Annotated in this window: 22 protein-coding genes; 12 read left to right on the forward strand and 10 right to left on the reverse strand. The window is 58.5% G+C overall.

Annotated features, from left to right (window positions below; genetic code table 11):
* Nucleotides 1-155 precede the first annotated feature (155 nt).
* The 6 genes from ACSQ3F_RS21240 to purB all read left to right on the forward strand — a co-directional run bounded on the left by ACSQ3F_RS21240 (nucleotide 156) and on the right by purB (nucleotide 6407).
* Complete coding sequence (locus ACSQ3F_RS21240) at nucleotides 156-422, forward strand: hypothetical protein (protein ID WP_436102258.1); 267 nt, start codon at nucleotides 156-158, stop codon at nucleotides 420-422.
* Between the two features lie 90 nt (nucleotides 423-512).
* Entirely contained in the window at nucleotides 513-2003 is a 1491-nt protein-coding gene (locus ACSQ3F_RS21245; RefSeq protein WP_436102259.1) for a hypothetical protein, read from the forward strand.
* On the forward strand, nucleotides 2000-3448 hold the full coding sequence (locus ACSQ3F_RS21250) for a S8 family serine peptidase (RefSeq protein WP_436102260.1): 1449 nt from the start codon (nucleotides 2000-2002) through the stop codon (nucleotides 3446-3448). Before ACSQ3F_RS21245 ends, ACSQ3F_RS21250 begins: the two co-directional genes overlap by 4 nt.
* Nucleotides 3449-3478: 30 nt before the next feature.
* On the forward strand, nucleotides 3479-4105 hold the full coding sequence (gene folE, locus ACSQ3F_RS21255; protein WP_436102261.1) for a GTP cyclohydrolase I FolE: 627 nt from the start codon (nucleotides 3479-3481) through the stop codon (nucleotides 4103-4105).
* Complete coding sequence (locus ACSQ3F_RS21260) at nucleotides 4105-5112, forward strand: adenylosuccinate synthetase (RefSeq protein WP_436102262.1); 1008 nt, start codon at nucleotides 4105-4107, stop codon at nucleotides 5110-5112. Before folE ends, ACSQ3F_RS21260 begins: the two co-directional genes overlap by 1 nt.
* Nucleotides 5109-6407: an adenylosuccinate lyase gene (gene purB, locus ACSQ3F_RS21265; protein WP_436102263.1), complete on the forward strand. Its 1299-nt coding sequence runs from the start codon at nucleotides 5109-5111 to the stop codon at nucleotides 6405-6407. The genes ACSQ3F_RS21260 and purB overlap by 4 nt, the downstream gene beginning before the upstream one ends.
* A gap of 57 nt (nucleotides 6408-6464) precedes the next feature.
* Here the strand turns inward: purB and ACSQ3F_RS21270 are convergent, their stop codons facing one another.
* From ACSQ3F_RS21270 to ACSQ3F_RS21295, 6 genes are all read right to left on the reverse strand, one after another.
* Nucleotides 6465-7160, reverse strand: coding sequence for a 7-carboxy-7-deazaguanine synthase QueE (locus ACSQ3F_RS21270; protein WP_436102264.1), 696 nt, complete (start codon nucleotides 7158-7160; stop codon nucleotides 6465-6467).
* On the reverse strand, nucleotides 7157-8362 hold the full coding sequence (gene guaB, locus ACSQ3F_RS21275) for an IMP dehydrogenase (protein WP_436102265.1): 1206 nt from the start codon (nucleotides 8360-8362) through the stop codon (nucleotides 7157-7159). Before guaB ends, ACSQ3F_RS21270 begins: the two co-directional genes overlap by 4 nt.
* A complete protein-coding gene (locus ACSQ3F_RS21280; RefSeq protein ID WP_436102266.1) occupies nucleotides 8359-9030 on the reverse strand; it encodes a nitrile hydratase subunit alpha in 672 nt (223 codons plus the stop codon). Before ACSQ3F_RS21280 ends, guaB begins: the two co-directional genes overlap by 4 nt.
* Nucleotides 9030-9734: a 7-cyano-7-deazaguanine synthase QueC gene (gene queC, locus ACSQ3F_RS21285; protein WP_436102267.1), complete on the reverse strand. Its 705-nt coding sequence runs from the start codon at nucleotides 9732-9734 to the stop codon at nucleotides 9030-9032. The genes ACSQ3F_RS21280 and queC overlap by 1 nt, the downstream gene beginning before the upstream one ends.
* Before the next feature lie 76 nt (nucleotides 9735-9810).
* The gene (locus ACSQ3F_RS21290) at nucleotides 9811-10464 is read right to left on the reverse strand and encodes an HAD family hydrolase (RefSeq protein ID WP_436102268.1); all 654 of its coding nucleotides are present in this window, start codon (nucleotides 10462-10464) and stop codon (nucleotides 9811-9813) included.
* An 8-nt stretch (nucleotides 10465-10472) separates the two neighbouring features.
* Nucleotides 10473-11045 (reverse strand): phosphoribosyltransferase, encoded by a 573-nt coding sequence (locus ACSQ3F_RS21295; RefSeq protein WP_436102269.1) that lies wholly within the window; start codon nucleotides 11043-11045, stop codon nucleotides 10473-10475.
* Between the two features lie 165 nt (nucleotides 11046-11210).
* On the opposite strand from ACSQ3F_RS21295, the gene ACSQ3F_RS21300 reads away from it, so the two are divergent.
* The 3 genes from ACSQ3F_RS21300 (at nucleotide 11211) to ACSQ3F_RS21310 (ending at nucleotide 13072) form a co-directional block, all read left to right on the forward strand.
* Nucleotides 11211-11834: a 6-pyruvoyl trahydropterin synthase family protein gene (locus ACSQ3F_RS21300; protein WP_436102270.1), complete on the forward strand. Its 624-nt coding sequence runs from the start codon at nucleotides 11211-11213 to the stop codon at nucleotides 11832-11834.
* Between the two features lie 612 nt (nucleotides 11835-12446).
* Nucleotides 12447-12638, forward strand: a complete 192-nt coding sequence (locus ACSQ3F_RS21305; protein ID WP_436102271.1) for a hypothetical protein — start codon at nucleotides 12447-12449, stop codon at nucleotides 12636-12638.
* Between the two features lie 179 nt (nucleotides 12639-12817).
* Entirely contained in the window at nucleotides 12818-13072 is a 255-nt protein-coding gene (locus tag ACSQ3F_RS21310; protein WP_436102272.1) for a DUF982 domain-containing protein, read from the forward strand.
* A 198-nt stretch (nucleotides 13073-13270) separates the two neighbouring features.
* On the opposite strand, the gene ACSQ3F_RS21315 is transcribed toward ACSQ3F_RS21310, so the two are convergent.
* The 4 genes from ACSQ3F_RS21315 to ACSQ3F_RS21330 are packed head-to-tail and all read right to left on the reverse strand — an operon-like array spanning nucleotide 13271 to nucleotide 17879.
* Nucleotides 13271-14230 carry a Csu type fimbrial protein gene (locus ACSQ3F_RS21315; protein WP_436102273.1) on the reverse strand — a complete coding sequence of 320 codons (960 nt, stop codon included), beginning with the start codon at nucleotides 14228-14230 and terminating at the stop codon, nucleotides 13271-13273.
* Nucleotides 14221-16602, reverse strand: a complete 2382-nt coding sequence (locus ACSQ3F_RS21320; RefSeq protein ID WP_436102274.1) for a fimbria/pilus outer membrane usher protein — start codon at nucleotides 16600-16602, stop codon at nucleotides 14221-14223. Before ACSQ3F_RS21320 ends, ACSQ3F_RS21315 begins: the two co-directional genes overlap by 10 nt.
* A gap of 6 nt (nucleotides 16603-16608) precedes the next feature.
* Complete coding sequence (locus ACSQ3F_RS21325; protein WP_436102275.1) at nucleotides 16609-17340, reverse strand: fimbrial biogenesis chaperone; 732 nt, start codon at nucleotides 17338-17340, stop codon at nucleotides 16609-16611.
* Between the two features lie 20 nt (nucleotides 17341-17360).
* Entirely contained in the window at nucleotides 17361-17879 is a 519-nt protein-coding gene (locus ACSQ3F_RS21330) for a Csu type fimbrial protein (protein WP_436102276.1), read from the reverse strand.
* Between the two features lie 473 nt (nucleotides 17880-18352).
* Here ACSQ3F_RS21330 and ACSQ3F_RS21335 point away from each other — a divergent pair, with 473 nt between their 5' ends.
* The 3 genes from ACSQ3F_RS21335 to ACSQ3F_RS21345 are packed head-to-tail and all read left to right on the forward strand — an operon-like array spanning nucleotide 18353 to nucleotide 20080.
* Nucleotides 18353-18631, forward strand: a complete 279-nt coding sequence (locus ACSQ3F_RS21335) for a type II toxin-antitoxin system ParD family antitoxin (protein ID WP_436102277.1) — start codon at nucleotides 18353-18355, stop codon at nucleotides 18629-18631.
* Nucleotides 18632-18633: 2 nt separating this feature from the next.
* Nucleotides 18634-18939 (forward strand): type II toxin-antitoxin system RelE/ParE family toxin, encoded by a 306-nt coding sequence (locus ACSQ3F_RS21340; RefSeq protein WP_436102278.1) that lies wholly within the window; start codon nucleotides 18634-18636, stop codon nucleotides 18937-18939.
* A gap of 49 nt (nucleotides 18940-18988) precedes the next feature.
* Entirely contained in the window at nucleotides 18989-20080 is a 1092-nt protein-coding gene (locus tag ACSQ3F_RS21345; protein WP_436102279.1) for a site-specific integrase, read from the forward strand.
* Nucleotides 20081-20185: the final 105 nt, after the last annotated feature.

A 20185-nucleotide genomic window follows, 5' to 3' on the forward strand; every position in this document is an offset into this window, starting at 1 on the left:
TAGGTGATGGGGGTGACAATCACGTAATGGTGGTACAATAAAGCTTACTAAATGATAGGTTGCATTCGAGTCGAAACCACTGCATAATCTGCGAGACAGCATGAAGGGTACAACTCATCATGGTGTTATTTTCCATCAGCAAACGGGAGGGTGTCATGAAGGACATCGCAGAAGGTGTAGAAAAGTACATTAGTGATCTCGGGCTTAAGATCCCCGAAGCGGAACAGAAAAAATTCGCACTGGAATTGACGTCGGAAGTCGCCAGCGAAGCCCAGTCGGAAGCCACTTCGGAAGTCGCCGGCGAAGCGAATAGCGAGGCCTCGAGCGAAGCCAATCAAGAAGCTGCGGCGGAAGCAGCCATGGAAGCGGCCCACGAAGCGGCCGGGGAGGCTGCCTTGGCAGGGGTGCGCCGGCCCTACTAAGAGGTCCGGCTTCAAATCGTGTAGCTTCAAGTCATAGACGCAAGTTTGGCAAGGTGCGAAGCCGGGTGCGTCGCGCTTGATGGGTGGAGTATGCTCAATTCTCTCGAAATCGAACCTCATGATCACACCGACATTCGCACCTTCGCCGAAGAACTGAACGGACGATTGAACGCGGTTACGGAGATCGATCCTGCGGCCCTGATGGATCTGTTTCGCGCATCCGAAGGCTTTCACGAAGCTCACCGCGTGATTCTTTTCGCCTTACAAAAATTCCTGCTGAAATGGACCGTCGGTCACGCCCATAGGCACACGAAATTCTACGGCAAAAATCCGGCCTACGCATCGATTCTGGCGACCGAAGTCGACGTCGCGCCCGACCTGTCGGCCTGGCCAATCCTATCGCGAACGGCGATTTCCGAAAATTTCGAAGAGTTCATAGCCGATGACGTTCAATTGCGTTCGACCTGCCACACTTCGGGCACAACGGGCCAACCGCTGGACGTTTATAAGTCGTTCGAGGAAGTGCGTTTCATTAACGACTATTTCTCCCATATGTTCCGCTCGCTCTTGAAGTCCGGAGGACCTAAACCGCTCAGTTTGTCTTTCCCTAATTTCTATCATGGCGTCGCAGTGCCGATGCCAAGCATCGGCATGAGTTTCGTCAGCGGTGTCACCGACGACACCCTGATCCAAGACGCGCGTCGCGTTCTGGATACGACCTATAATTTCAAGGGCCATGATAGCCGCATTCGTATCTTGGGGGGACTTGGGCACCATATTCTATTTTTCACCAGCTACCTGCTGGAGCAGGGTGTGGACCTGAGCGCCTATCGCATGGAATGCGTCAATCTGACCGGAGGGTTCCTGTCCGTGCAGATGTTCGAGTTCCTGCGTGACGCGTGGAAATGCCCCATCAACATCCGTTTTTCGATGACCGAAACCATCGGCGGCGCCACCTGCATCGAACCAACCAGCCGATTCGTTTTGGATCCCCACCTGATCGGCGAGGTTGTCGATATCGACAACGGAGAAGCGCTTCAAGAGGGCGTCGGCGCATTGGTTTTGACCAATCTTTATCCGTTCGTGCAGATGCAACCTTTGATCCGCTATCAAAACGGCGATCTGGTGCGACGTATCCCCTCGGCGAACGGCCGCGTCATTTTTGACTTCCTGGGGCGTGTCAAGAACGCCCTGTCCCGTATGAAGGACGGTAAGCGGGAATGGCTGCTGTTTTCGGCGCCTCTCAATAATACGCTCGCCGCCATCCCCGATATTCGGGTTTATGACTGGTTCGCCAATGTCCGGGTCGCCAGGGATCGCACCGTCGGATCGCTTCCCATCATGTCAGTGCGAACCGAAGAGCGCGGCAGCGTTGTGACCATCAAGCTTTCGCTGGAACTTCGCTACGCGCCGCATCTCCATCGGAAGCGCTGCGACCAGTTGCGCGGAGAAATTATCGCAGCCATGCGTGCCGTCCCTGACACGGTGTTGAGCACGGCGATGGATGCGGGCGAAGTCGTTTTCGATATCCGCTTTTGCGGCCCCGAACAACTCAACGAGCCGATCGTGATAAAGATATGAGCGAAAAACGCAGTTCCACAAACGGACCGCCGGGGTCAAGCGGTTTTCGCCTGACGGCGGAAGTCATTGTCTTGTCCCCCGAGCGTTCAATCCTGGCGGGGGATGTTCATGAATTTCGGGAGCTTCCTGAACCGCCGCCTGCCGATCGAACTCGTCGGGTGAGCGGACTGTTGGAATCACATGGGTTCAACATCCATCACGCCGGTCCATTTTCGATCACTGTCGAAGGCACGCCGCAGCAATTTGTTCAGGCTTTCGGCTGCCGTTTCGCGGATGCGCCGCATAACCGCGCACGACTTGCATTCGCCAACGAGGACCCTTTCCTGCACGTGCCGCCCGGCAATCGGTGGCCAGAAATCGAAGGCATCGTGCTGATCCCGGTGGAAGGCTATAGCGCGTCCTCGGGGGGCAATTCCTCGGATAGCGACAGACAAGCTGTCCACCACCTGCCGAAACCCCAGGTCGACTACTATCACCTGAACGCCCCAAGGGACCTCGTCACCTATCTACGCGCGCATGAAGCACACGCTCATAACATCTGCGGGCAAGATGTCGAAGTTGCCGTCGTCGACAGCGGTTGGTGGAACCACCCCTGGTTTCAAGACCGCGGACTGAAGGTGAATGTCGTACTTGCTCCCGGCGCAACACGACCGGAATTGGACGAGGTCGGTCACGGGACAATGGTCTGCGCGAGCCTGATGTCCTTGGCGCCGAATGCCAAAGTCACGATGATCAAGCAGGCCGGCGAGGACGCATTCACCGCATTCAAAATGGCGATCGATCGAGCCCCGGCGATTATCCAAAACACTTGGGGCATGCTCTCGGCAAATGGCCCTCTGTATGCGGCGCAGAAACTTGTGGCCCTTACTGTGCTTTACGCCGTCCATAACGGGATAATCGTTGTGTTCGCCGGGGGGAACGAAAAGAAGCTGTTTCCTCAACAGATGCACCAGACCATCGCCGTGGGCGGCGCATTCGTTCATCGCGACGGATCGCTGGAGGCCGCCAGCTACGCCAGCGGCTACGAGAGCCACCTCTGCCCTGGCCGCATCGTGCCTGATTTTTGTGGGCTCGTTGGTATGAAGCCGGAAGGCGTCTATCTCATGATGCCGACAATGCCGGGATCGGAAATCGACGTCGCCTTCGCCGAAAAACCCTACGCCTATGGCGACGGCACGGAACAACCCGATGACGGCTGGGTCGTCATCAGCGGCACCTCCTCTGGATCTGCGCAGGTTTCGGGGGTCATTTCGATGCTGAAACAAATTCAACCCAGCCTGGATCAGGAAACGACGAAGGAACTTCTCGCCCGATGTACGAGACCTGTTCTGTATGGCGTTTCGGCGGAAGGTAACCCGGCCGGACTGCCTGTACCGAACTTGGCAACGGGATATGGATTGGTCGATGCGGAAAAGGCGCTGCGGGAGCTTGGTGCAGCGCTTTGATTTTTCTCCGTACAAACGAAGGTTGATATCATGGACACCATTGCCCCCAAAAGAGACACGTTTCAGCGCGACGTAACCCGGGAAGAGGTCGAAGACGCCATCCGAACCCTGTTGGTATGGGTTGGCGAAAATCCGGCACGTGAAGGATTGTGGGATACGCCGAAACGCGTCGCGACCGCATTCAAGGAGTATTGCGCCGGTTATCAAGAGGACCCGCGCGATGTTCTGGATCGCACCTTCGAGGAAATCGTCGGATACCGCGATATGGTCGTCTTACGGCACGTCCCGTTCGAGTCCATGTGCGAGCATCATCTGGCTCCCATCATCGGCAACGCCCATATCGCCTATTTGCCGGTCGGGCGCGTGGTTGGCATCAGCAAACTTGCTCGTGTGGTCGACGGTTATTCGCGCCGCCTGCAAATCCAGGAACGCCTCACAGTCGAAATTGCCGAGGCGGTCAACGATGTCTTGAAACCGCGGGGCGCTGCCTGTGTCATCGAGGCCGAGCATTTTTGCATGAAGTGCCGCGGCGTCCGGAAGAACGGCAGCCGGATGGCCACGAGCCATCTCACCGGCGCGTTCATGACGGACGACCGCACGCGGCAGGAATTTTATCAGCGTATTCGCTGCGACGGGTTCGGTTCGAGGGGGCTCTAATGACCTGTTCCATCGTTGTCGGCGGACAGTGGGGCGACGAGGCGAAAGGCAAGATTTGCAGCTATCTGGCGGTTGCCGACAACATCACGGTCGCCTGCCGGGCCGGGTTGGGCCCGGGTGCCGGCCACACGGTGGTTTATGAGGGCCGTGATTACAAACTGCGCCAATCGCCGAGCGCGTTCATCAACCCGAATACGCGCCTTTTGCTGGGAGCGGGCATTCTGATCAACCGCGACGTTCTGATCGACGAGATCGTGCGGCTGGGCATCGAAAAACGGATTGGTATCGACCCACGCGCGACCTTGGTTGAAGAACGTCACCGCGCGGCTGAAGTCAAAAACGCCAACTTGACGAAGACCATCGGTTCCACCGGCAGCGGCCACGGTCCAAGCCTTGCCGATCGCGCCATGCGTCGGGCGCGTCTTTCCGCTGATGAGCCTCGGTTGCAAGACTTCCTGGTTGACGTTTCGAAAGAGACTAACGCCTGCCTTGACCGCGGCGAGCACGTTTTGATCGAAGGGACCAACGGATATCTCTTGTCAGTTCTTTACGGCACCTATCCCTATGCCGTCGGCAAGGACTCCTGCGCCAGCACCGCTGCCGCCGATATCGGGATCGGGCCAACCCGTGTCGACCATGTCATCGTGACCTTCAAGGCCTTTCCAACCCGTGTGGGCGCTGGCCCATTCCCGACCGAAATGTCGGCGGAGGAGGCAAAAAGGCGGGGGTTCATCCAATACGGAACCGTCACCGGACGACCCCGCCGTGTCGGCGAGTTCGATTTCGAGCTGGCGTCCGACGCCGCCCGCGTCAACGGCGCAACGCAATTGGCCGTGACGCATCTGGATTGGCTGGATCATGGCTGCACCCACCTTCCTATGGATCGCTGGAATTCGGATCTGCGTCGCTTCATCGATCGCCTGGAGGAAGCCTGCAACGTCCCCGCGACGCTACTCGGGACGGGGCCGGATACCCACCACATCGTCGACCGTCGGCATATTCTATGATCCCGCGCTATGGCCGTATGGAAATGATGCATCTTTGGTCGCGGAAGCATAGCTATTCCTTGTGGTTGAAGGTCGAATTGCTGGCCTTGGAGGGGATGGAGGCTATCGGTAAGATCCCTTCAGGCACCGCCGAGATCGTTCGCGCCGCCGCTGTGGTCAACGTGGAACGGATCGCCGTTTTGGAGGCGCAAGTCCATCACGAGGTTATCGCATTCCTGACGTCCATTTCCGAACAGGTCGGCCTCGAGGGGCGCTTTATTCACTATGGCATGACGTCTTCGGATATGCTCGACACGGCGCTTGCCGTGCAAACGTGCCAAGCGATAGATCTACTTCTTGCCGGGATCGACAATCTCACAAAAACGCTCCGCCAACGGGCGGAAGAACATCGTAGAACCCTATGTCTTGCCCGCACCCATGGACGAGGCGCCGAACCGACGACATTCGGGCTGAAACTTGCCGGTTTTTTTGCAGAATTCCGTCGAAGCGCGCACCGCCTCGCCGAAGCCAGACGGGAAATGGCGGTTTGCAAACTGGCGGGCGCCGTCGGCACCTACACCACCATCGACCCTCGTGTCGAAAACTTCGTCGCCGACGCGTTGGGCCTTACGCCGGAGACCGTCGCAACCCAGGCGGTTGCGCGCGACAGGCATGCCTCGGTGATGACCGGCCTGGCGATCCTGGCGGGCGCGATCGAACGCCTGGCGACCGAATTGCGCCACCTCCAGCGGCAGGAAGTCGAAGAGGTTGCGGAAGGCTTTTCGGCGACGCAAAAGGGCTCATCGGCCATGCCACATAAACGCAACCCAATTTTTTGTGAAAACCTGACCGGCCTCGCTCGGCTCATCCGGGCGGCGGCGATGCCCGTTTTGGAAAATATCGCGCTATGGCACGAACGGGATATGTCCCACTCTTCGGTTGAGCGTGTGGCCCTGCCTGATGCGTTCATCCTGTGCGATTTCGCGCTCGCGCGCCTGACCGGGATCATGCGCGGGCTAGAGGTTCGACCACAAAAAATGCGCGCAAACCTGGACGCCATGCGGGGTCTTTTCGCCTCGCAGAGAGTTTTGCTGGCCTTGATCGGTACGGGCCTTAGCCGCGAGCAAGCCTATGCGATGGTTCAGCAAGCCGCGGCCCGCGCGCAGGATCAGGGCATGGCGTTCAGGGAAGCCGCCCTCATGGAACCGGGATTGGCAACCCGCATATCGGTGGAGGAAATTGACGCGGCCACCGACCCCGCTTCCTATTTGGCGAATGTCGATTTCATTTTTGAACGCGTTTTCGACGGCTTGTGAGTTTTGCGCGCCGGCGATCTCAAGCAATTCGCGGAGCCTACCGAAACGTCACCGGTTCTACCGCAACGCTAAAATCTTGTGTGTCTGCAGGCACAATGTATAGCCGTGGCGCATGGCTATATCAGCGCAAAGGGCGCGGTTGCGTGCGTTCAGGATCTCGTTACCGTCGTCGCGCGGCATGACGTAAATCGGCGCCACCACTTTTTCCTGGCGGAATAACCGCATGACGTAGTTTTCCTTCTGCGTGGATCGCGCCGGTAATCCGTCATCCGCATCGACCTCGTCGACGGACAGGACATATTTGTAAGCGGAGATGCGGGGCACGATATCCGGATGCAAACCCCGGGTTTTCGGGCTGCACACAATCGTCAGGCGGTCGCTTTCCGGCAATTCGATCCACAAGGTTCCACTGGTCTCGATTTGAACGCGCAACCCCCGCGCCAACAAGGTTTCGACCAGCGGAGCGATATTTTGCCGAAAGGGTTCGCCGCCGGTGATTACGATTAAATCGCAAAACGACGGGCGAATATTCTCGATCGTCTCGAGTAACTCGTCCAGGCTCGGCCGCCATGTGGAGGATTCGAAATCCGTATCGCACCAGAAACATTTCAGGTTGCAGCCGCAGGTGCGCACGAAAACACTGGGTTGGCCACTGAACGGCCCTTCGCCTTGAAGCGTATAAAAGACTTCCTGGATCCAAAGTTCGCGACCGTCGGTCAATTCCTGGCGTCTTAGTTTATTCTTGCCCTTCATGGCGAAAACTCCACCGTTTGCGACGACTTGATGGCTCGGGCAGCGGCGGCCTCCCGAAGAAATTGCTCGCGATAATTCGGCTGAACCTGTGGGACGCGATCGGTCGCATGTGGTTTGCTTTCGGCGATGCCTGCCCCGGTGATCTGGACGAAACGCGCCTTTTCATGCATTTCGGCGATGTCCATGCTGCCGCAATAGGAAATCCCAGACCGCAGCCCATTGCAAAGCGACCGCAGCACCTGCGCTAGCGGGCCGCGATACTCAAAGGTCGCTTCGACGCCTTCAGGCTCGTAATCGGCAATTTCGTCGTCGAAAACGACGTCACCCTCTGTCCTGCGTATGGTCAGGTTCACGCCAAGGGAGACAAAACCGGTCGAAATCTTGTAACGTCGGCCGTCGCGCTCGACCGTAAAGGCGGCGCTTTCCTCCGCGCCGGCCAGGACGCTTCCCAGCATCACCGTCGATGCGCCGGCCGCCAACGCCTTCGTTATTTCCCCGGATCCACGTATTCCGCCATCGGCGATCACCGGAACATCGCGTGCCCGCGCGACCGCCACGCAATCGCGCACCGCCGTCAACTGCGGCACACCCGCCCCCGCCACCAACCGCGTCGTGCAAATTCCGCCAGGCCCGATACCGACCTTGATGGCATCGGCTCCAGCTTCAATCAAATCATGTGTTCCCTCCGCCGTCGCGACATTCCCGGCGATCACCTCGACCGTGGGATATCGGTGCTTGAGGCGCGCAACCGTTTCTATCGCGTAGTCTGCGTGTCCATGGGCGATATCCAATACCAGGATTTCGGCCCCCGCCTTGACCACAGCGTCAGCGCGCTCCAACGCTTCCGGCTTTGCGCCAACGGCGGCCGCCGCCAAAAGGCTGCCATCGCCCGACCGCGTCGCAAAGCATGCCGCCGCCGCGTCGATCACGGCGCTCTTCACATCCAGTATCGCCGCCACCTGCTCTCTGATCGGCATCATTCTATGGAGAACGCCAAGTCCCCCCAACTGTCCCATGGCAATCGCCATTCTGGCATCCGTGCACCAGGGCACATTGGCGGACAGGATCGGCACCGCAAGCGTCCTTCGGCGCGTTACCCGGCTGGATATGTCAACGTCCTTGCGGCTCCAGGCGCGGGTGCGTTGCGGGACCAACAAAACATCGTCGAACGATAGGCCCAGAGGAATGATATCTTGCGTCATGATCTATTGCGCCCTTCGACATTGGGGGCGTGGATATGCGCCTGGTCGTGGGCTGGGGGATATGCAGAGAATGGATCACGTGCCGGCGCGTCTCTCACCAGCAGTTTGCCATCCAGCCGATGATCGGTGTGCCATTTGGCGTCACCGCCGAACGGGCGGGTATGCCAACTGGTTTCGGATCCTGCGATACCGGTTCCAATCAAACTGTCCAACGTAACCGAAAGGGCCATTTCCTCGAAACTCAGCTTCTCGAAACCTTCGGGCAAAAGAGGCAGGACCAGGTAACGATGACGGAATGTCGAATCATAAACTCGGATTTCGGTCTCGTCCGGAATATCCAATCCGAATTGCCGGGACAAAAATCCTCGGGGATCCGCTTCCATTCGTCGCCGATATTCGGCGCTACGGTACCAATACGGTGCCGGACCCAACAAAGTCGTGGGATAACAGGAACATAATGTGCACACGACCGCATGGTGCAATCTCGGTTCGTTCTTCAGAACGGTCAGGATCGTGCCATCCTCCAGCGCGATCCCGTATTCCGCCAGGACACCCGCGGTCTCGGTCAAAAGACGATGTTCGAACGAGGGGTCCCGCCAAGCGCGCGCCACCAAGATCGCGCCGGCGGGTAAAAACACGTCAGAGGATGGCCCATCTCCGTCTCGCATTAGGCGGCACCGCGTTGGGCGTAACCTACCGGATCCCTCAAACCAGCCTCGCTGAACCCTTTCAGTCGAAGCAGGCAGGAATCACATTCCCCGCAGGACAGCCCCTCCGCCGTCGGGTCGTAACAACTGTGGGTCAATCCGTAGTCAACCCCCAGGTCCGTGCCGTGTCGAATAATCTCCGACTTGGTCATCTGAATGAGCGGCGTATGAATCGTCATGGTCGTTTCGCCGGTCACACCTGTTTTCGTCGCCAGATTGGCCATGCGGACGTAAGCGTCGATATATTCCGGCCGGCAATCCGGATAACCGGAATAATCCAGCGCGTTGACGCCGATAAATATGTCGGAGGCCTTCAGCACCTCTGCCCAAGCCAATGCGAACGACAGGAAGATCGTGTTGCGGGCGGGCACATAGGTGACCGGAATTCCCTCGCTCATTTCGGAGGTCGGCCGTCCCTTGGGAACGTCGATATCCTGCGTCAGAGCCGATCCGCCAAATTGGCGCAAATCGATCGACGCGATCATATGGTCCCTGACGCCTGCTTCGGCAGCAACTTTCTTGGCCGCCTCAAGCTCGGCGATATGGCGCTGACCGTACCGGAAGCTCAATGCATACAGGTCGAAGCCCTGCTGCTTTGCAATGGCCAAAGTCGTTGCGGAATCCAATCCTCCGCTCAACAAAACGACGGCTTTCGATTTTGACATGGCACTACCCTCCTCATGTCGGCTCTGGGAAAATCCCCGTTGATAATACTGCCGTCCACCGAACCCGATCGCCACTTCAAGCCAGGTGTTCGCTCGCGTTCAATTCCGCGACGCTGCTCACGACGTGATCTGGCGCCAGCGCCTCCAAGTGATGGGCCAAAAACCTGAAATTGCCCGTCCGAACGGCAATCGTTCGCATCGCGAGCGCCTTACCTGCCTGAATATCGACCGGTGCGTCGCCGACGATGGCGACTTCCCGCGGATCCAAGTTCAGCTCTTTCAAGCTCCGCTCCACCAACGCGAGTTTCACCTCCAGGCTGCTGGAAGCCCCCCCGCTCGCCTCGGCCTTAAGGTCGTCACGGGTCAGAACTGTTTCGAAGCAATCGGCAACCCGCTCCCGCGCCAGCAGATGTTTCGTCTGCTCGGTGGCAACCCAGGCGCTGGCTATAGCAAGTCGCATTCCGGTATCGCTCAAGCTGCGGATAACGTCGGATGTTCCGGGAAAAAACCGCGCCTGCTCCATGTATGACCGAGGGATATGATCCAGATGATCCATCACCAGAATGTCGCCGATCTTCCGCCCTTCCTGAATGCTATGCCAATAGTCCAGGCTCAACACATGATCGCGGTCACTGGGTACGGACAAGCCTTGCCGGACATGCAAATCGTCGACGAACGCCAGGAACATACCGGAGAAATCCAGCAAAGTGCCGTCCCGGTCGAAGATCACAGCCCTTATCATCTGTGCACCTGGACCTCGTCTGCGCTCTGCCCACAAGGGCTTGACGGCGCGGCGACACAAAGCCGCTCGATGGGCCCATCCGTCACCGCTTTTTGGTTTTCCCACGGGAAAACAACCCAATCGTCCGATTCTATCGCCCAATAGTCGGGGCGATTTTGACAGTTGACGTTGCAAACAACCGTTGCGGATCGGATGGAGTTTGCGCCCATCCCGCGGAGTTGCCCGATGGTGGCGCTCAAGGTACCGCCATCGCCGGCGATGTCGTCGCAAATCAGCAAATGGCGAGCGGACCAGTCGTCTTTCTCCGGCGCCACCCAAGCGAGCTTGGGCGCTCCACGCTCCGCATAGCGCTCGTCGCCGGCGTTTCGGGTGACTGAAATCACACGCAGATCGCGCAATTCCAGCCTATGCGCCAACGCTGTTGCCAGCGGCAGCCCGCCTCGCGCCAACGCGACCACGGCGTCCGGCTTCACCGCATCCTGGTATACACGCTCGCAGAGAACATCTACCGACCTGCCGAATTCCTCCCAGCTCAATTGCAGAAGCCGCTTTCCCAGCCAAAGACCCATGGTGCCCTCCTACTGACGCCAGCATGAATGGAATTGGGAACCTGCTACGACCCGTGCCATTCAAAAATACAATCTAAGAGATTATTACATAATAGTTGCACATTTAAGATTGCAATGCAAGAATAGTCCCGAAGATATCGTGAACCCTGGCCCAGTGGGGAAACCATGCCGGAACATCATTTGATCACACGTGAAATCGGTATCGATGCGGCCCACCGCATCCCGCATCATGAGTCGAAATGCCACAACTTGCACGGACATCGATATAAGATCGCTGCGACTTGCGTGGGCCCCCTGTCCGGGGATGGTGAACAGACCGGCATGGTCCTTGATTTCGGTTTCCTAAAGGACGAAATGATGGGACAGATCGATGCCTGTTGCGATCATGGCATGATGATTTGGGTCGACGACCCCTGGATCGCTTCCTTTGTCCCCGAAAACGCATCGGAGGCCAAAGCCGCGGCAGTTCTGCGGGAATACCGCGCTGAGGTCGCTCATACCGGTCAGAAGCGGATCGAAGGTCCGTTCGGCAAGACTCTTTTGCTGGCGAATGTCCCAACTGCGGAAAACCTCGCGAAGCATTGGTTCAACAGGCTGGCGCCTCGTGTCAGGTTCCGTAGCAATAACCGCGCACATCTCCTGCGTGTAGAAGTTTGGGAGACGCCCAACTGCATGGCGACATACCACAGCCAAGATCCCGACTGGTTAGGATTCGATGCCGCGCCGAAACTGACCTCCGGCAAATTGAGCCATTTGAGGATGCCAGGCTACGACTCAGGATTGAGTTGATATTCGCGGGCCGTGAGTCGATTCGACGTTATCGTATAGTGGAAAAGTCTGTGCGCGGAGCGCGTGCATGCTCGCTCGTACCCGCTGTCAGCGCACCGGTGGAAGGCAAGCGGGGCCGGTCGGACTGACGGGAGGTCAAGGCAGCTTGAGCCGAGACCTTGCATTGATCGTTTTCGGCGATACAGGTTTGGTCGCGATCTGCGCGGTAATGTTCGTAACTGGAATCAATGCCGGCGGTCTACGGGCCAGAAAGTGCAAGCGGTTGTTCGCCCTGATCAGCAATTCTACCAATAGACGCAGTTGCATTTTTACTGCAGAACACCCCCAGGGGCGGGACTACGCTTTCGGACGGGTCGTCGCATCCTAGCCGGCTGGGGCGCGCGGAAACGTTCCGGCCGGACAAACCCCGCGGGCGTGGGGTCAAGACACATTGATTGAGATAGAGATGAGCGCGGCGGCGATGCATATGCCTGAGAAGAAGGCCTGGGCGCATCGGTCGTTTCGGGTTGCGATTCGCCCGGTGAAGTTGCAACCTGTCCTCGATCTTGAAACAGCGCGAAGAGGTGCTAGAGGCGCGCGTCGATGTCATGGAGCCGATCGTCTGGTCGAGTGATGGTGACGATTGACAAAGAACCCGCCACCCAAAAAGGTGACGGGTTACAATTGATCGAGAAAACGCAGAACAGATTAAAATCCCTCGAACATGTACGTCAAAAACGCTTTCGCTATAAAAGCCGGGCCGGTTTCCCCCAAGGCGACGGCGAGAGTAAATTAGCATTAACTTATAAACTGGTCGATCACTAACTTTGGCGAGTTGACGTCCGGCCGATTAAGTGGATGACCGCAGGTCACGCTGCGCTCCAGAGCGTTTTGCCTTGTCGAGCGTCGTTGTGGTCAAGCGCGCAGCTGGCAGTGTCGTCAGGAACAAATTCCTTTGCAGCGCGTTTTACACAAGAGAGGGATTGATGATTGGGAGGAGACCAATGCATCCGAACGAAATCCCCAAACCTACCGAAATTGAATGGCAACCCGTCATGGTCACGTTTCCAGACGGACGCGTTTACAAAATCTGCGGACCGCTGGAAGCATTTGAAGTTCTCAACTGCGAACCACAGGACGGTCTTTATTTGAACGCGAAGCTTTGCTGCCGGCTGGCGATGGAGCGCAAGATGTCCGCCGAGGAGGCCCGCCTGGCATTCATCGCCGCGACCATGGAGCACATGCTAAAGGTCGTATAGGCCCCTGCTGGCTTGTTCATGCCCCCAACCGAAAATACTTCCGTCGCAGAGGCGTTCTGCTCATCTATCCTCCAGGCATCATGCGCGAGCAGGCCACTTTATCGTAGCCCGTGTGGCTCGGGCCAGATCCGTCGTTGGCTATCAGCTATCAGAGATGTATTCGGCACAAATCGCGTAACGTCGATCTATCGGCGACCATCAGTAGGTCACCGTCGCAACGATGGTGTCGGAATAGAGCCCTTGTGTCGGCGTCGTTTGTGCCGGTACACGACCGTAGACCGGCACCGATTGCACCACTCCGGTGCCCGTGCCTGAATAGGTATTCGTGCCGCTTGTGCTGCCGAAAGGCAAGGTACCGGAGGCGTCGCGGTAGAGGCCATATGTGACAGATGCCGAGCCGTTGGTCATCTTCCGTTGCGTGGGGCCGGTTCCAGTCAAACCGTTATTCAGACCAATTGTGTACGCTGTACCGCTTGTGCACGTGACCGCTAGGCTCGTCGAGCCTGTGACTTCGCTTGCCAGCAGTCCTACAGTACCGAAATTCAGATCGCTGGCGCTTACCATACAACTCGCGGCCACTGTTGCAGTTGCGAAGGCATTGGCGGTACCTGCGTTAGTCCGTCCATCGCAGTTCGAGATCGCGGTGGTACTGGCCGCCGACGTCTGAATTCGCATGAAGCCGCTATACGATCCTGCGGCGAAGGTCTGACTGCTCCCCAAGCGAGCGTAGATCGTTACGGTCGTGGTCCCCGTTCCATTTGCGGGGACTGCAACACTATACACCTTGCCCGAGGATCCGCCCGAGGTCCAACTCCAAGACCCCCAGCCCGTCGTGTAGGTCGCATCCGTGTACGTTCCGTAGGCTAACCTATTGGAACCGCTGGTCAGATAGCGATTTGTGGCACTTGTGGCCAAGCCATTGGGGTCTGCGGCAATGCCGACGCAAACATAAGCTGTGGTGGCTGACGTGACCCCGTTGCAGCTGAGTGTTACCGTATTCGTTGCGGTCGCAGAACTTCCGGTGGTCACAGTCACGCTTCCGAACTGCAGCGTTCCAGCGTTCGTGGCACAACTCAAGGCTGCTTGTGCGTTACCCGGTTTCAGAATGAACAGCGCGGCTATGAGGAGCAAAATTCGCGTCGCAGTTGTCATTTGCATATCACCGGTCCAATCAACACCTGCTGGTCGTCTTTGGGCGTATAACGGAAGGCCGCGTGGCAGACGCCCCCTGTAAGCTCCACCGCCACCTCATTCTTTGCTGCGAGGTTCGAAATGAAGGCACGTCCATCATAGCCGGTCACGAAGTTCTGTCCGGCTGCCGCCCGGCCGCTGAGGCCCGCTCTCAGCGGTTCGCCCGTCGGACCATGGAGCACGACGATCGCGGCATGCGGCTTGGTATCCACGCCGAAGTCAACGATGACACCGCTTCCATCGGCCGGAACCACCGTCTCCTCAGTCTTCGCAACACTGGCATTGACGGGTAATTTGCCCGGATCAATTGCAATCTTGTTGTGTTCATATGAGCGTAGTCCCGAGACAAGAGCCTTGCCGGTAAGGCCCGTGGTGGCAACCGGCTTATTCTCGTAGAGGACGGGGACATCGGTTGCGCCGGCGTCCACGACGGCAAAGGCATCATCGATCCTGTTTGCAACGAAGACATCGCCACCGGCTGCCACGACCGATCCCTGGACCTGACCACGGCCGTAATAACGGCCATCGTAGGCGTCTGCCGTGACGTCCACCTGTCCATGATTGGACCGATAGCCGAGGCTTGCCGAGCGATGCTTTTCGGGGCCCTCGGTATCGCTCAGCCGCCAACCAAAACTGCCAGGCTCCCGACCGACCGGCTTTCCCACTTCCGCGTGAATTGCGGCCCCAGTCTCGTCGCGACCGCCATCGGACGAGGCGGTGACGCCGCCGCCGAGGGGTACGCTCAGACCCACCGCAATTCCTGAATTCTTGCTATTGCCGATGTCAGCCCAGCCGTTCGCATAGAGTGTGGCGCTACCGAATATCTGCCGCGAATAGCCGGCGGTGAGAATGTGGTCTGAACTCCCGTCTGCCGACAAGTTCCTGATGTAGCTAAAATTCAATGAGCCTTCGGCGAACGGCAGTGGGGCGCCGACCGATAGACGATCGAGCGCGCGCGCAGGAAGGGCGCTTGTGCTGAGATAACCTAGGGTATCGAGCGACGAACTCAGGAGAATGGACTGCGCAGTGACGGATGCAATGTCATTGTAGGAACCGAATGTACGCATCGTGGACGCGGATATGGAAACATCTCCCACCCTCGTCTCGACCGAACCAAAGGCAAGCCCACCGAATCTATCGTCAGTGTAGCTGGCGCCGCCAGCGCCACTCACGAGTACCTTGTCGGCGAGATTGAATACTGCGCCGATCCCGCCATTGGCAAGTTCAGGCGTCCCTTCCGCATGAGCTTGCAAAGTCAGGCGGTCCGTGAGGCCGTAGGAGAGACTGGCTGATCCAGCGAGTTCGTCCGAATACTCGTTAGACAGCGCGCCGTAATAGAGTCTCGGAAAGCCCACTTCGGCCGAGAAGTTTAGCAAGCCCTCCCGCATCAGGTTGCCTGACACGAAGAACGGCTGCGTCGTCTCGGTTTCCCGCCCGGCGGCGTCGCGAACGACCACCTTGGCATCGCCCTGGCCGCTGACAACTGGAAGATCGGTAATGCTGAAGGGACCGGCCAAGACTTCTTGAGAGACGCTCTTGACCCCATTGACGTAAACATCGACGGTGGAGGGGACGGCTGCGCTGCCACTGACGCTCGCCAATGGCAGAGTGATAAGATCCGGTCGGAGGCCAAAATTGCGCTGCACCTGAAAGCCGCCGAGACGTACGGGACGCGTCCAGGTCAAACCGCCGGAGATGGTGTCGCCAGCACTATAGGTGAGCTGACGTTCCGGATCTGAATAGCTCCATCTTGAATCGAGTCGTAACACGTTGTTTCCCGACGTCGTGAACGTGTCCGAAGTGACCACAGCCGTCTGCGAAGCGATGCCCAACGGGCTGAAGAGCCGTGCTTCGAAAGCCGCGGATAACCCTTCGAAGTTCCAATTGGACAAGGACTCGCCGCCGGTCGATCCGTAAAGGTCATAATTCAGGACTCCTCCGACTGCGGACGGGCTGACCGGAATCCGGTCACGCGGGTGTCGAGCCTGATAGGTCCTCGCCAACCGCATATTGTCGGGCAAGTCGATGTCGATTGTCTGCGCCGGTTCATCGAATTGGTATGCCAAGCCAGGAAGATCGGCGAGCAAAACCCGGTCCTCGCTCTTGTAGCCGGACGGAACCTTGACGCCGAGCTCTTCTAGTTCCTTACGCGTGGCACTAAGCCGTCCGCGGTCATCCTCGCGAAAAGCACCAATGAGATTGGTCGGCCGGCCTGCAAGCGATACCTCAAGCTGCAAATCCCGTTCCGCGGCACTGACCGCAGTCGGCGAAAGATCGGAGAAAGCAATGGCGAGCAGGAAAAAGCCGCGCGCCGCGCGAAAATCGAGAGGGACAACCATCCCCCCTCAACGTCGCACTTTGACGGAAGCCGAAGCCTTCAGATCACCGATCTGTGACTGCCCTCTGACGGTGACAGTGGCGCCGGGAGCAAATCCCCGAGCGGGAATACCAGAGGGCCACTGCATTGTCGAACCCGGCAGTACGTATCCGAGGAGTCCCCTCCCGAACGGCAGCGAGCGCCCTGCCCCATCGGCAACGGTGATCGAGGCGGCCCTCATATAAGTTTCACCGCGGTTCCTTCCCTGCAGAACATAGCTGTGGGGACCGCGCAACAAGCTCCATTCAACATCGGCGGGCCCGAGGTCCCCTTGATGAAAGAACAACGGTACGACGTGGCGAACGACCACAGCGACCGTCCCGGTGCGGCGTGGCGCAGCTGGCAATTCGTCGATAACGAGACGATAGTCCTCTTCACCCTGAACAGGATTGCTGGCAGTGCGAACGATCCGCACGAGATAGTCCTGGCCGGCCGGCAACTGAAGAGATGGCGGACTAGCCACAACCGCGTCGGTCGGCTCCAGTCGCTCCTGCCCGTCCCGTTGAACCCAACGGAAGACGCGAAACTGGACATTGATTGGCTTGTTCCCCGTATTTCGCACAGTGGCCGACGTCGCCGCGCCCGGGGCGGCGACGTCGAGAAGCACAGGTGCGACCTGTAGGGAAGCGGCCGTAGCCGCGGCCGTCATGGCACAATAAGAAACCATAGCGGCCGCAAGGCCACTGAAAAGCCACTTCATCGGTCGTGTCCCGGGTCTGATTAGTATGTAAGTTCGACCTGCACGGTGTCGGTATAGACGCCGGCAGCAGGGGTCGTTTGAGAAGGCACGAGACCATAGACAGTGAGGCTCTGGTTGATGCCGGTACCGGTGCCACTGACCGTGTCGGTGCCAATCGTATTGCCCCAATTCGTGGCGCACGCCGAATCCCGGCAAAGCTGATAGCCGATCAACTCGCTCGACGGGCCGCCAATCATTTCACGCGATGTGACGCTCGAGCCGTTGACGCCCTGATCAATCCCGACGCTATAGGGAGTGGCATTGGTGCACAGAACTGTCAGCGACGTTGAACCTGAGATGGCGGTGCTGAGCAGGCCTGTGGTCGGAAACACCAGGTCGCTGGCCGAAAGCGAGCAGGCGCTGGTAATGGTGATCTGCACATTGAAGGAAGCAGTACTCGTAGCCGCGAGAACGGACGATGGCAGGGCGGCAAGGCCGCAAAGAGCAAAAATGGGTAGGTAACGCTTCATAAGTCCCTCACATTGGTAAACATCGATCATCGTGTATTGTGCCACGGGTGACCGATGCTGCTTAGCGAAGTGCGATATTTGGCGCGTCTACCGTTTGGTATACCGGTCCTGCACGCGTCGCTGGCGATTGGTCCACGCGGAATGCCAACGCCGGGACGATGGAAGGCTGATACGGCAATCGCGAGCCCGGAGATTGTTCCGGATGCATAACCGGCGAGTGCGCTTCATGCCACTATTATCGGCGTAAAGCGCACATCATGTAGGCACGTTAAAAACGACCGATAATTGGTTACCGTTCCTTTTGTTCTTTATAGGTGAATCGGCCGAGATCAGAACTCCGAAAATGCTCGTCAGGAAGACGCGGTTGTCGTCGTTCCACGAGTCTTACCCCGACGGCGGCCGCTGCGCCTGCCTGCGAAAAGCACAGGCAGGCGCGTGGATACTGCCTTGCCTGCGGTATGCGAAAAGCATACCATCAAAACCAGTAAATCAGGAGATTCGCTGTGGCTTCCGTTGAAAAAATGACAATTGCCCTGACGCCGGAAATGGCCGGCTTCATTCGCAGTTCCGTCGATGCCGGTGAATATGCCTCGACCAGTGAAGCAATCCGCGAGGCCGTACGGGAATGGAAGGAGCGTCGCGATTTGCTTGGCTACACGGCCGAGGAACTGCGCGAGTTGGTGGATGAAGGGCTGGTCAGCGGTCGCAGCGATCACACCTCCATGGCCGACGTAAAAGCTGCGGCGCGCACGCGGTTAGCGGCTGTCCAGAAAACGCGCTGACCGTGTCGTCGATTCAACGGACGAAACAGGCCGATGAAGACCTGATCGCCATCTGGCTCGAGATCGCCACGGATCATCCAACCGCGGCTGACCGGGTGCTTGATGCCATCGAGAGCCGCTGGCGGGAACTGGTCCACCATCCTTACTCGGGCCTCGGCCGCAATGATATTGCACCGGGCATTCGGCATCTGGTCGTCGGAAATTATCTGACGCTTTATCGCGTTATCCCCGATCAGATCGAAATCGTCAGGATATTGTACGGCCGCCGGAAGACTAGCCGTTACGCCGTCGAAGGGCGAAATGGGTAAAGGTCACCGAGGCGGGTCACAAACGCAACTCGATACGATGAGGAAAGCTATGGTTGGAACAAGCGGAAATGTTGCCCCTTCTGCCCTCGCCGAATCTCCAGGCGGTTCGGCCGGGTCGCGCGAAAACTCACCCACGGAGACGCCGAGCGCACTGCCCACTCACCTCGAACATCTCACGGAGCGCGCCCGCACCTATGTCGAGGCGGCCAGTTCGTCCAATACACGGCGCGCCTATGTCAGCGACTGGAAGCATTTTGCCGCCTGGTGCCGGCGCCAGAACGTAGCCCCCCTCCCCCCGGAGCCGCAGATCGTCGGCCTCTATATCACCGCCTGCGCATCGGGGACTGTGACGGGGGACAAAAAGCCGAATTCGGTCTCGACGATCGAACGCCGTCTCTCCTCGCTCAGCTGGAATTATGCCCAGCGCGGCCAGCCGCTGGATCGGAAGGATCGCCATATCGCCACCGTCATGGCCGGCATCCGCAACATCCACGCAAAACCGCCGGTTCAGAAGGAAGCGGTGATGCCGCAAGACCTCATCGCCATGCTCGAAACCCTCGATCGGGGAAGCTTAAGGGGCATACGCGATCGCGCCATGCTGCTGATCGGCTTTGCCGGCGGCCTGCGCCGCTCCGAAATCGTCGGGCTTGACGTGAAGAATGACCAGACACAGGACGGCCGCGGCTGGGTGGAGATCCTCGACAAGGGATTGCTGGTGACGTTGCGCGGCAAGACCGGCTGGCGCGAGGTCGAGATCGGCCGCGGCTCATCGGACGCCACCTGCCCTCTCGCCGCGCTGGGGATGTGGCTCAAGCTCGCCAAAATCGCCCATGGTCCCCTCTTCCGGCGGGTGACGGGTCAGGGTAAATTGGTGGGGTCGGAGAGATTGAACGACCAGGAGGTGGCCCGCCTCGTCAAGCGCACGGCGCTGGCAGCCGGCGTGCGCGGCGATCTTGCCGAGGGAGAAAGGGCACAGAAATTCTCCGGGCACTCCTTACGCGCCGGCCTCGCCTCCTCGGCCGAGGTCGATGAGCGCTATGTGCAAAAGCAGCTCGGCCATGCCTCTGCCGAAATGACCCGCAAATACCAGCGCCGAAGGGACAGGTTCAGGGTCAATCTCACCAAGGCCGCGGGGCTGTAGCTGATGCCCCCCGGCTGCCGAGTGAACTGATGCTTCAATCTCGCCGTCCACAAAAAAAGAATGCCACCGAAATCTTGGACAACGAGGTCCTCGGCAATCCCTGCC

The organism is Pararhizobium sp. LjRoot238 (assembly GCF_964252955.1).
Classification (GTDB): Bacteria; Pseudomonadota; Alphaproteobacteria; order Rhizobiales; family Rhizobiaceae; genus Pararhizobium.

Coding starts and splice junctions, on each gene's coding strand:
- ACSQ3F_RS21240 (WP_436102258.1), top strand. CDS start 156: ATGAAGGACATCGCAGAAGGTGTAGAAAAGTACATTAGTGATCTCGGG.
- ACSQ3F_RS21245 (WP_436102259.1), top strand. CDS start 513: ATGCTCAATTCTCTCGAAATCGAACCTCATGATCACACCGACATTCGC.
- ACSQ3F_RS21250 (WP_436102260.1), top strand. CDS start 2,000: ATGAGCGAAAAACGCAGTTCCACAAACGGACCGCCGGGGTCAAGCGGT.
- folE (WP_436102261.1), top strand. CDS start 3,479: ATGGACACCATTGCCCCCAAAAGAGACACGTTTCAGCGCGACGTAACC.
- ACSQ3F_RS21260 (WP_436102262.1), top strand. CDS start 4,105: ATGACCTGTTCCATCGTTGTCGGCGGACAGTGGGGCGACGAGGCGAAA.
- purB (WP_436102263.1), top strand. CDS start 5,109: ATGATCCCGCGCTATGGCCGTATGGAAATGATGCATCTTTGGTCGCGG.
- ACSQ3F_RS21270 (WP_436102264.1), bottom strand. CDS start 7,160: ATGAAGGGCAAGAATAAACTAAGACGCCAGGAATTGACCGACGGTCGC.
- guaB (WP_436102265.1), bottom strand. CDS start 8,362: ATGACGCAAGATATCATTCCTCTGGGCCTATCGTTCGACGATGTTTTG.
- ACSQ3F_RS21280 (WP_436102266.1), bottom strand. CDS start 9,030: ATGCGAGACGGAGATGGGCCATCCTCTGACGTGTTTTTACCCGCCGGC.
- queC (WP_436102267.1), bottom strand. CDS start 9,734: ATGTCAAAATCGAAAGCCGTCGTTTTGTTGAGCGGAGGATTGGATTCC.
- ACSQ3F_RS21295 (WP_436102269.1), bottom strand. CDS start 11,045: ATGGGTCTTTGGCTGGGAAAGCGGCTTCTGCAATTGAGCTGGGAGGAA.
- ACSQ3F_RS21300 (WP_436102270.1), top strand. CDS start 11,211: ATGCCGGAACATCATTTGATCACACGTGAAATCGGTATCGATGCGGCC.
- ACSQ3F_RS21305 (WP_436102271.1), top strand. CDS start 12,447: ATGGTGACGATTGACAAAGAACCCGCCACCCAAAAAGGTGACGGGTTA.
- ACSQ3F_RS21310 (WP_436102272.1), top strand. CDS start 12,818: ATGCATCCGAACGAAATCCCCAAACCTACCGAAATTGAATGGCAACCC.
- ACSQ3F_RS21315 (WP_436102273.1), bottom strand. CDS start 14,230: ATGCAAATGACAACTGCGACGCGAATTTTGCTCCTCATAGCCGCGCTG.
- ACSQ3F_RS21320 (WP_436102274.1), bottom strand. CDS start 16,602: ATGGTTGTCCCTCTCGATTTTCGCGCGGCGCGCGGCTTTTTCCTGCTC.
- ACSQ3F_RS21325 (WP_436102275.1), bottom strand. CDS start 17,340: ATGAAGTGGCTTTTCAGTGGCCTTGCGGCCGCTATGGTTTCTTATTGT.
- ACSQ3F_RS21330 (WP_436102276.1), bottom strand. CDS start 17,879: ATGATCGATGTTTACCAATGTGAGGGACTTATGAAGCGTTACCTACCC.
- ACSQ3F_RS21345 (WP_436102279.1), top strand. CDS start 18,989: ATGGTTGGAACAAGCGGAAATGTTGCCCCTTCTGCCCTCGCCGAATCT.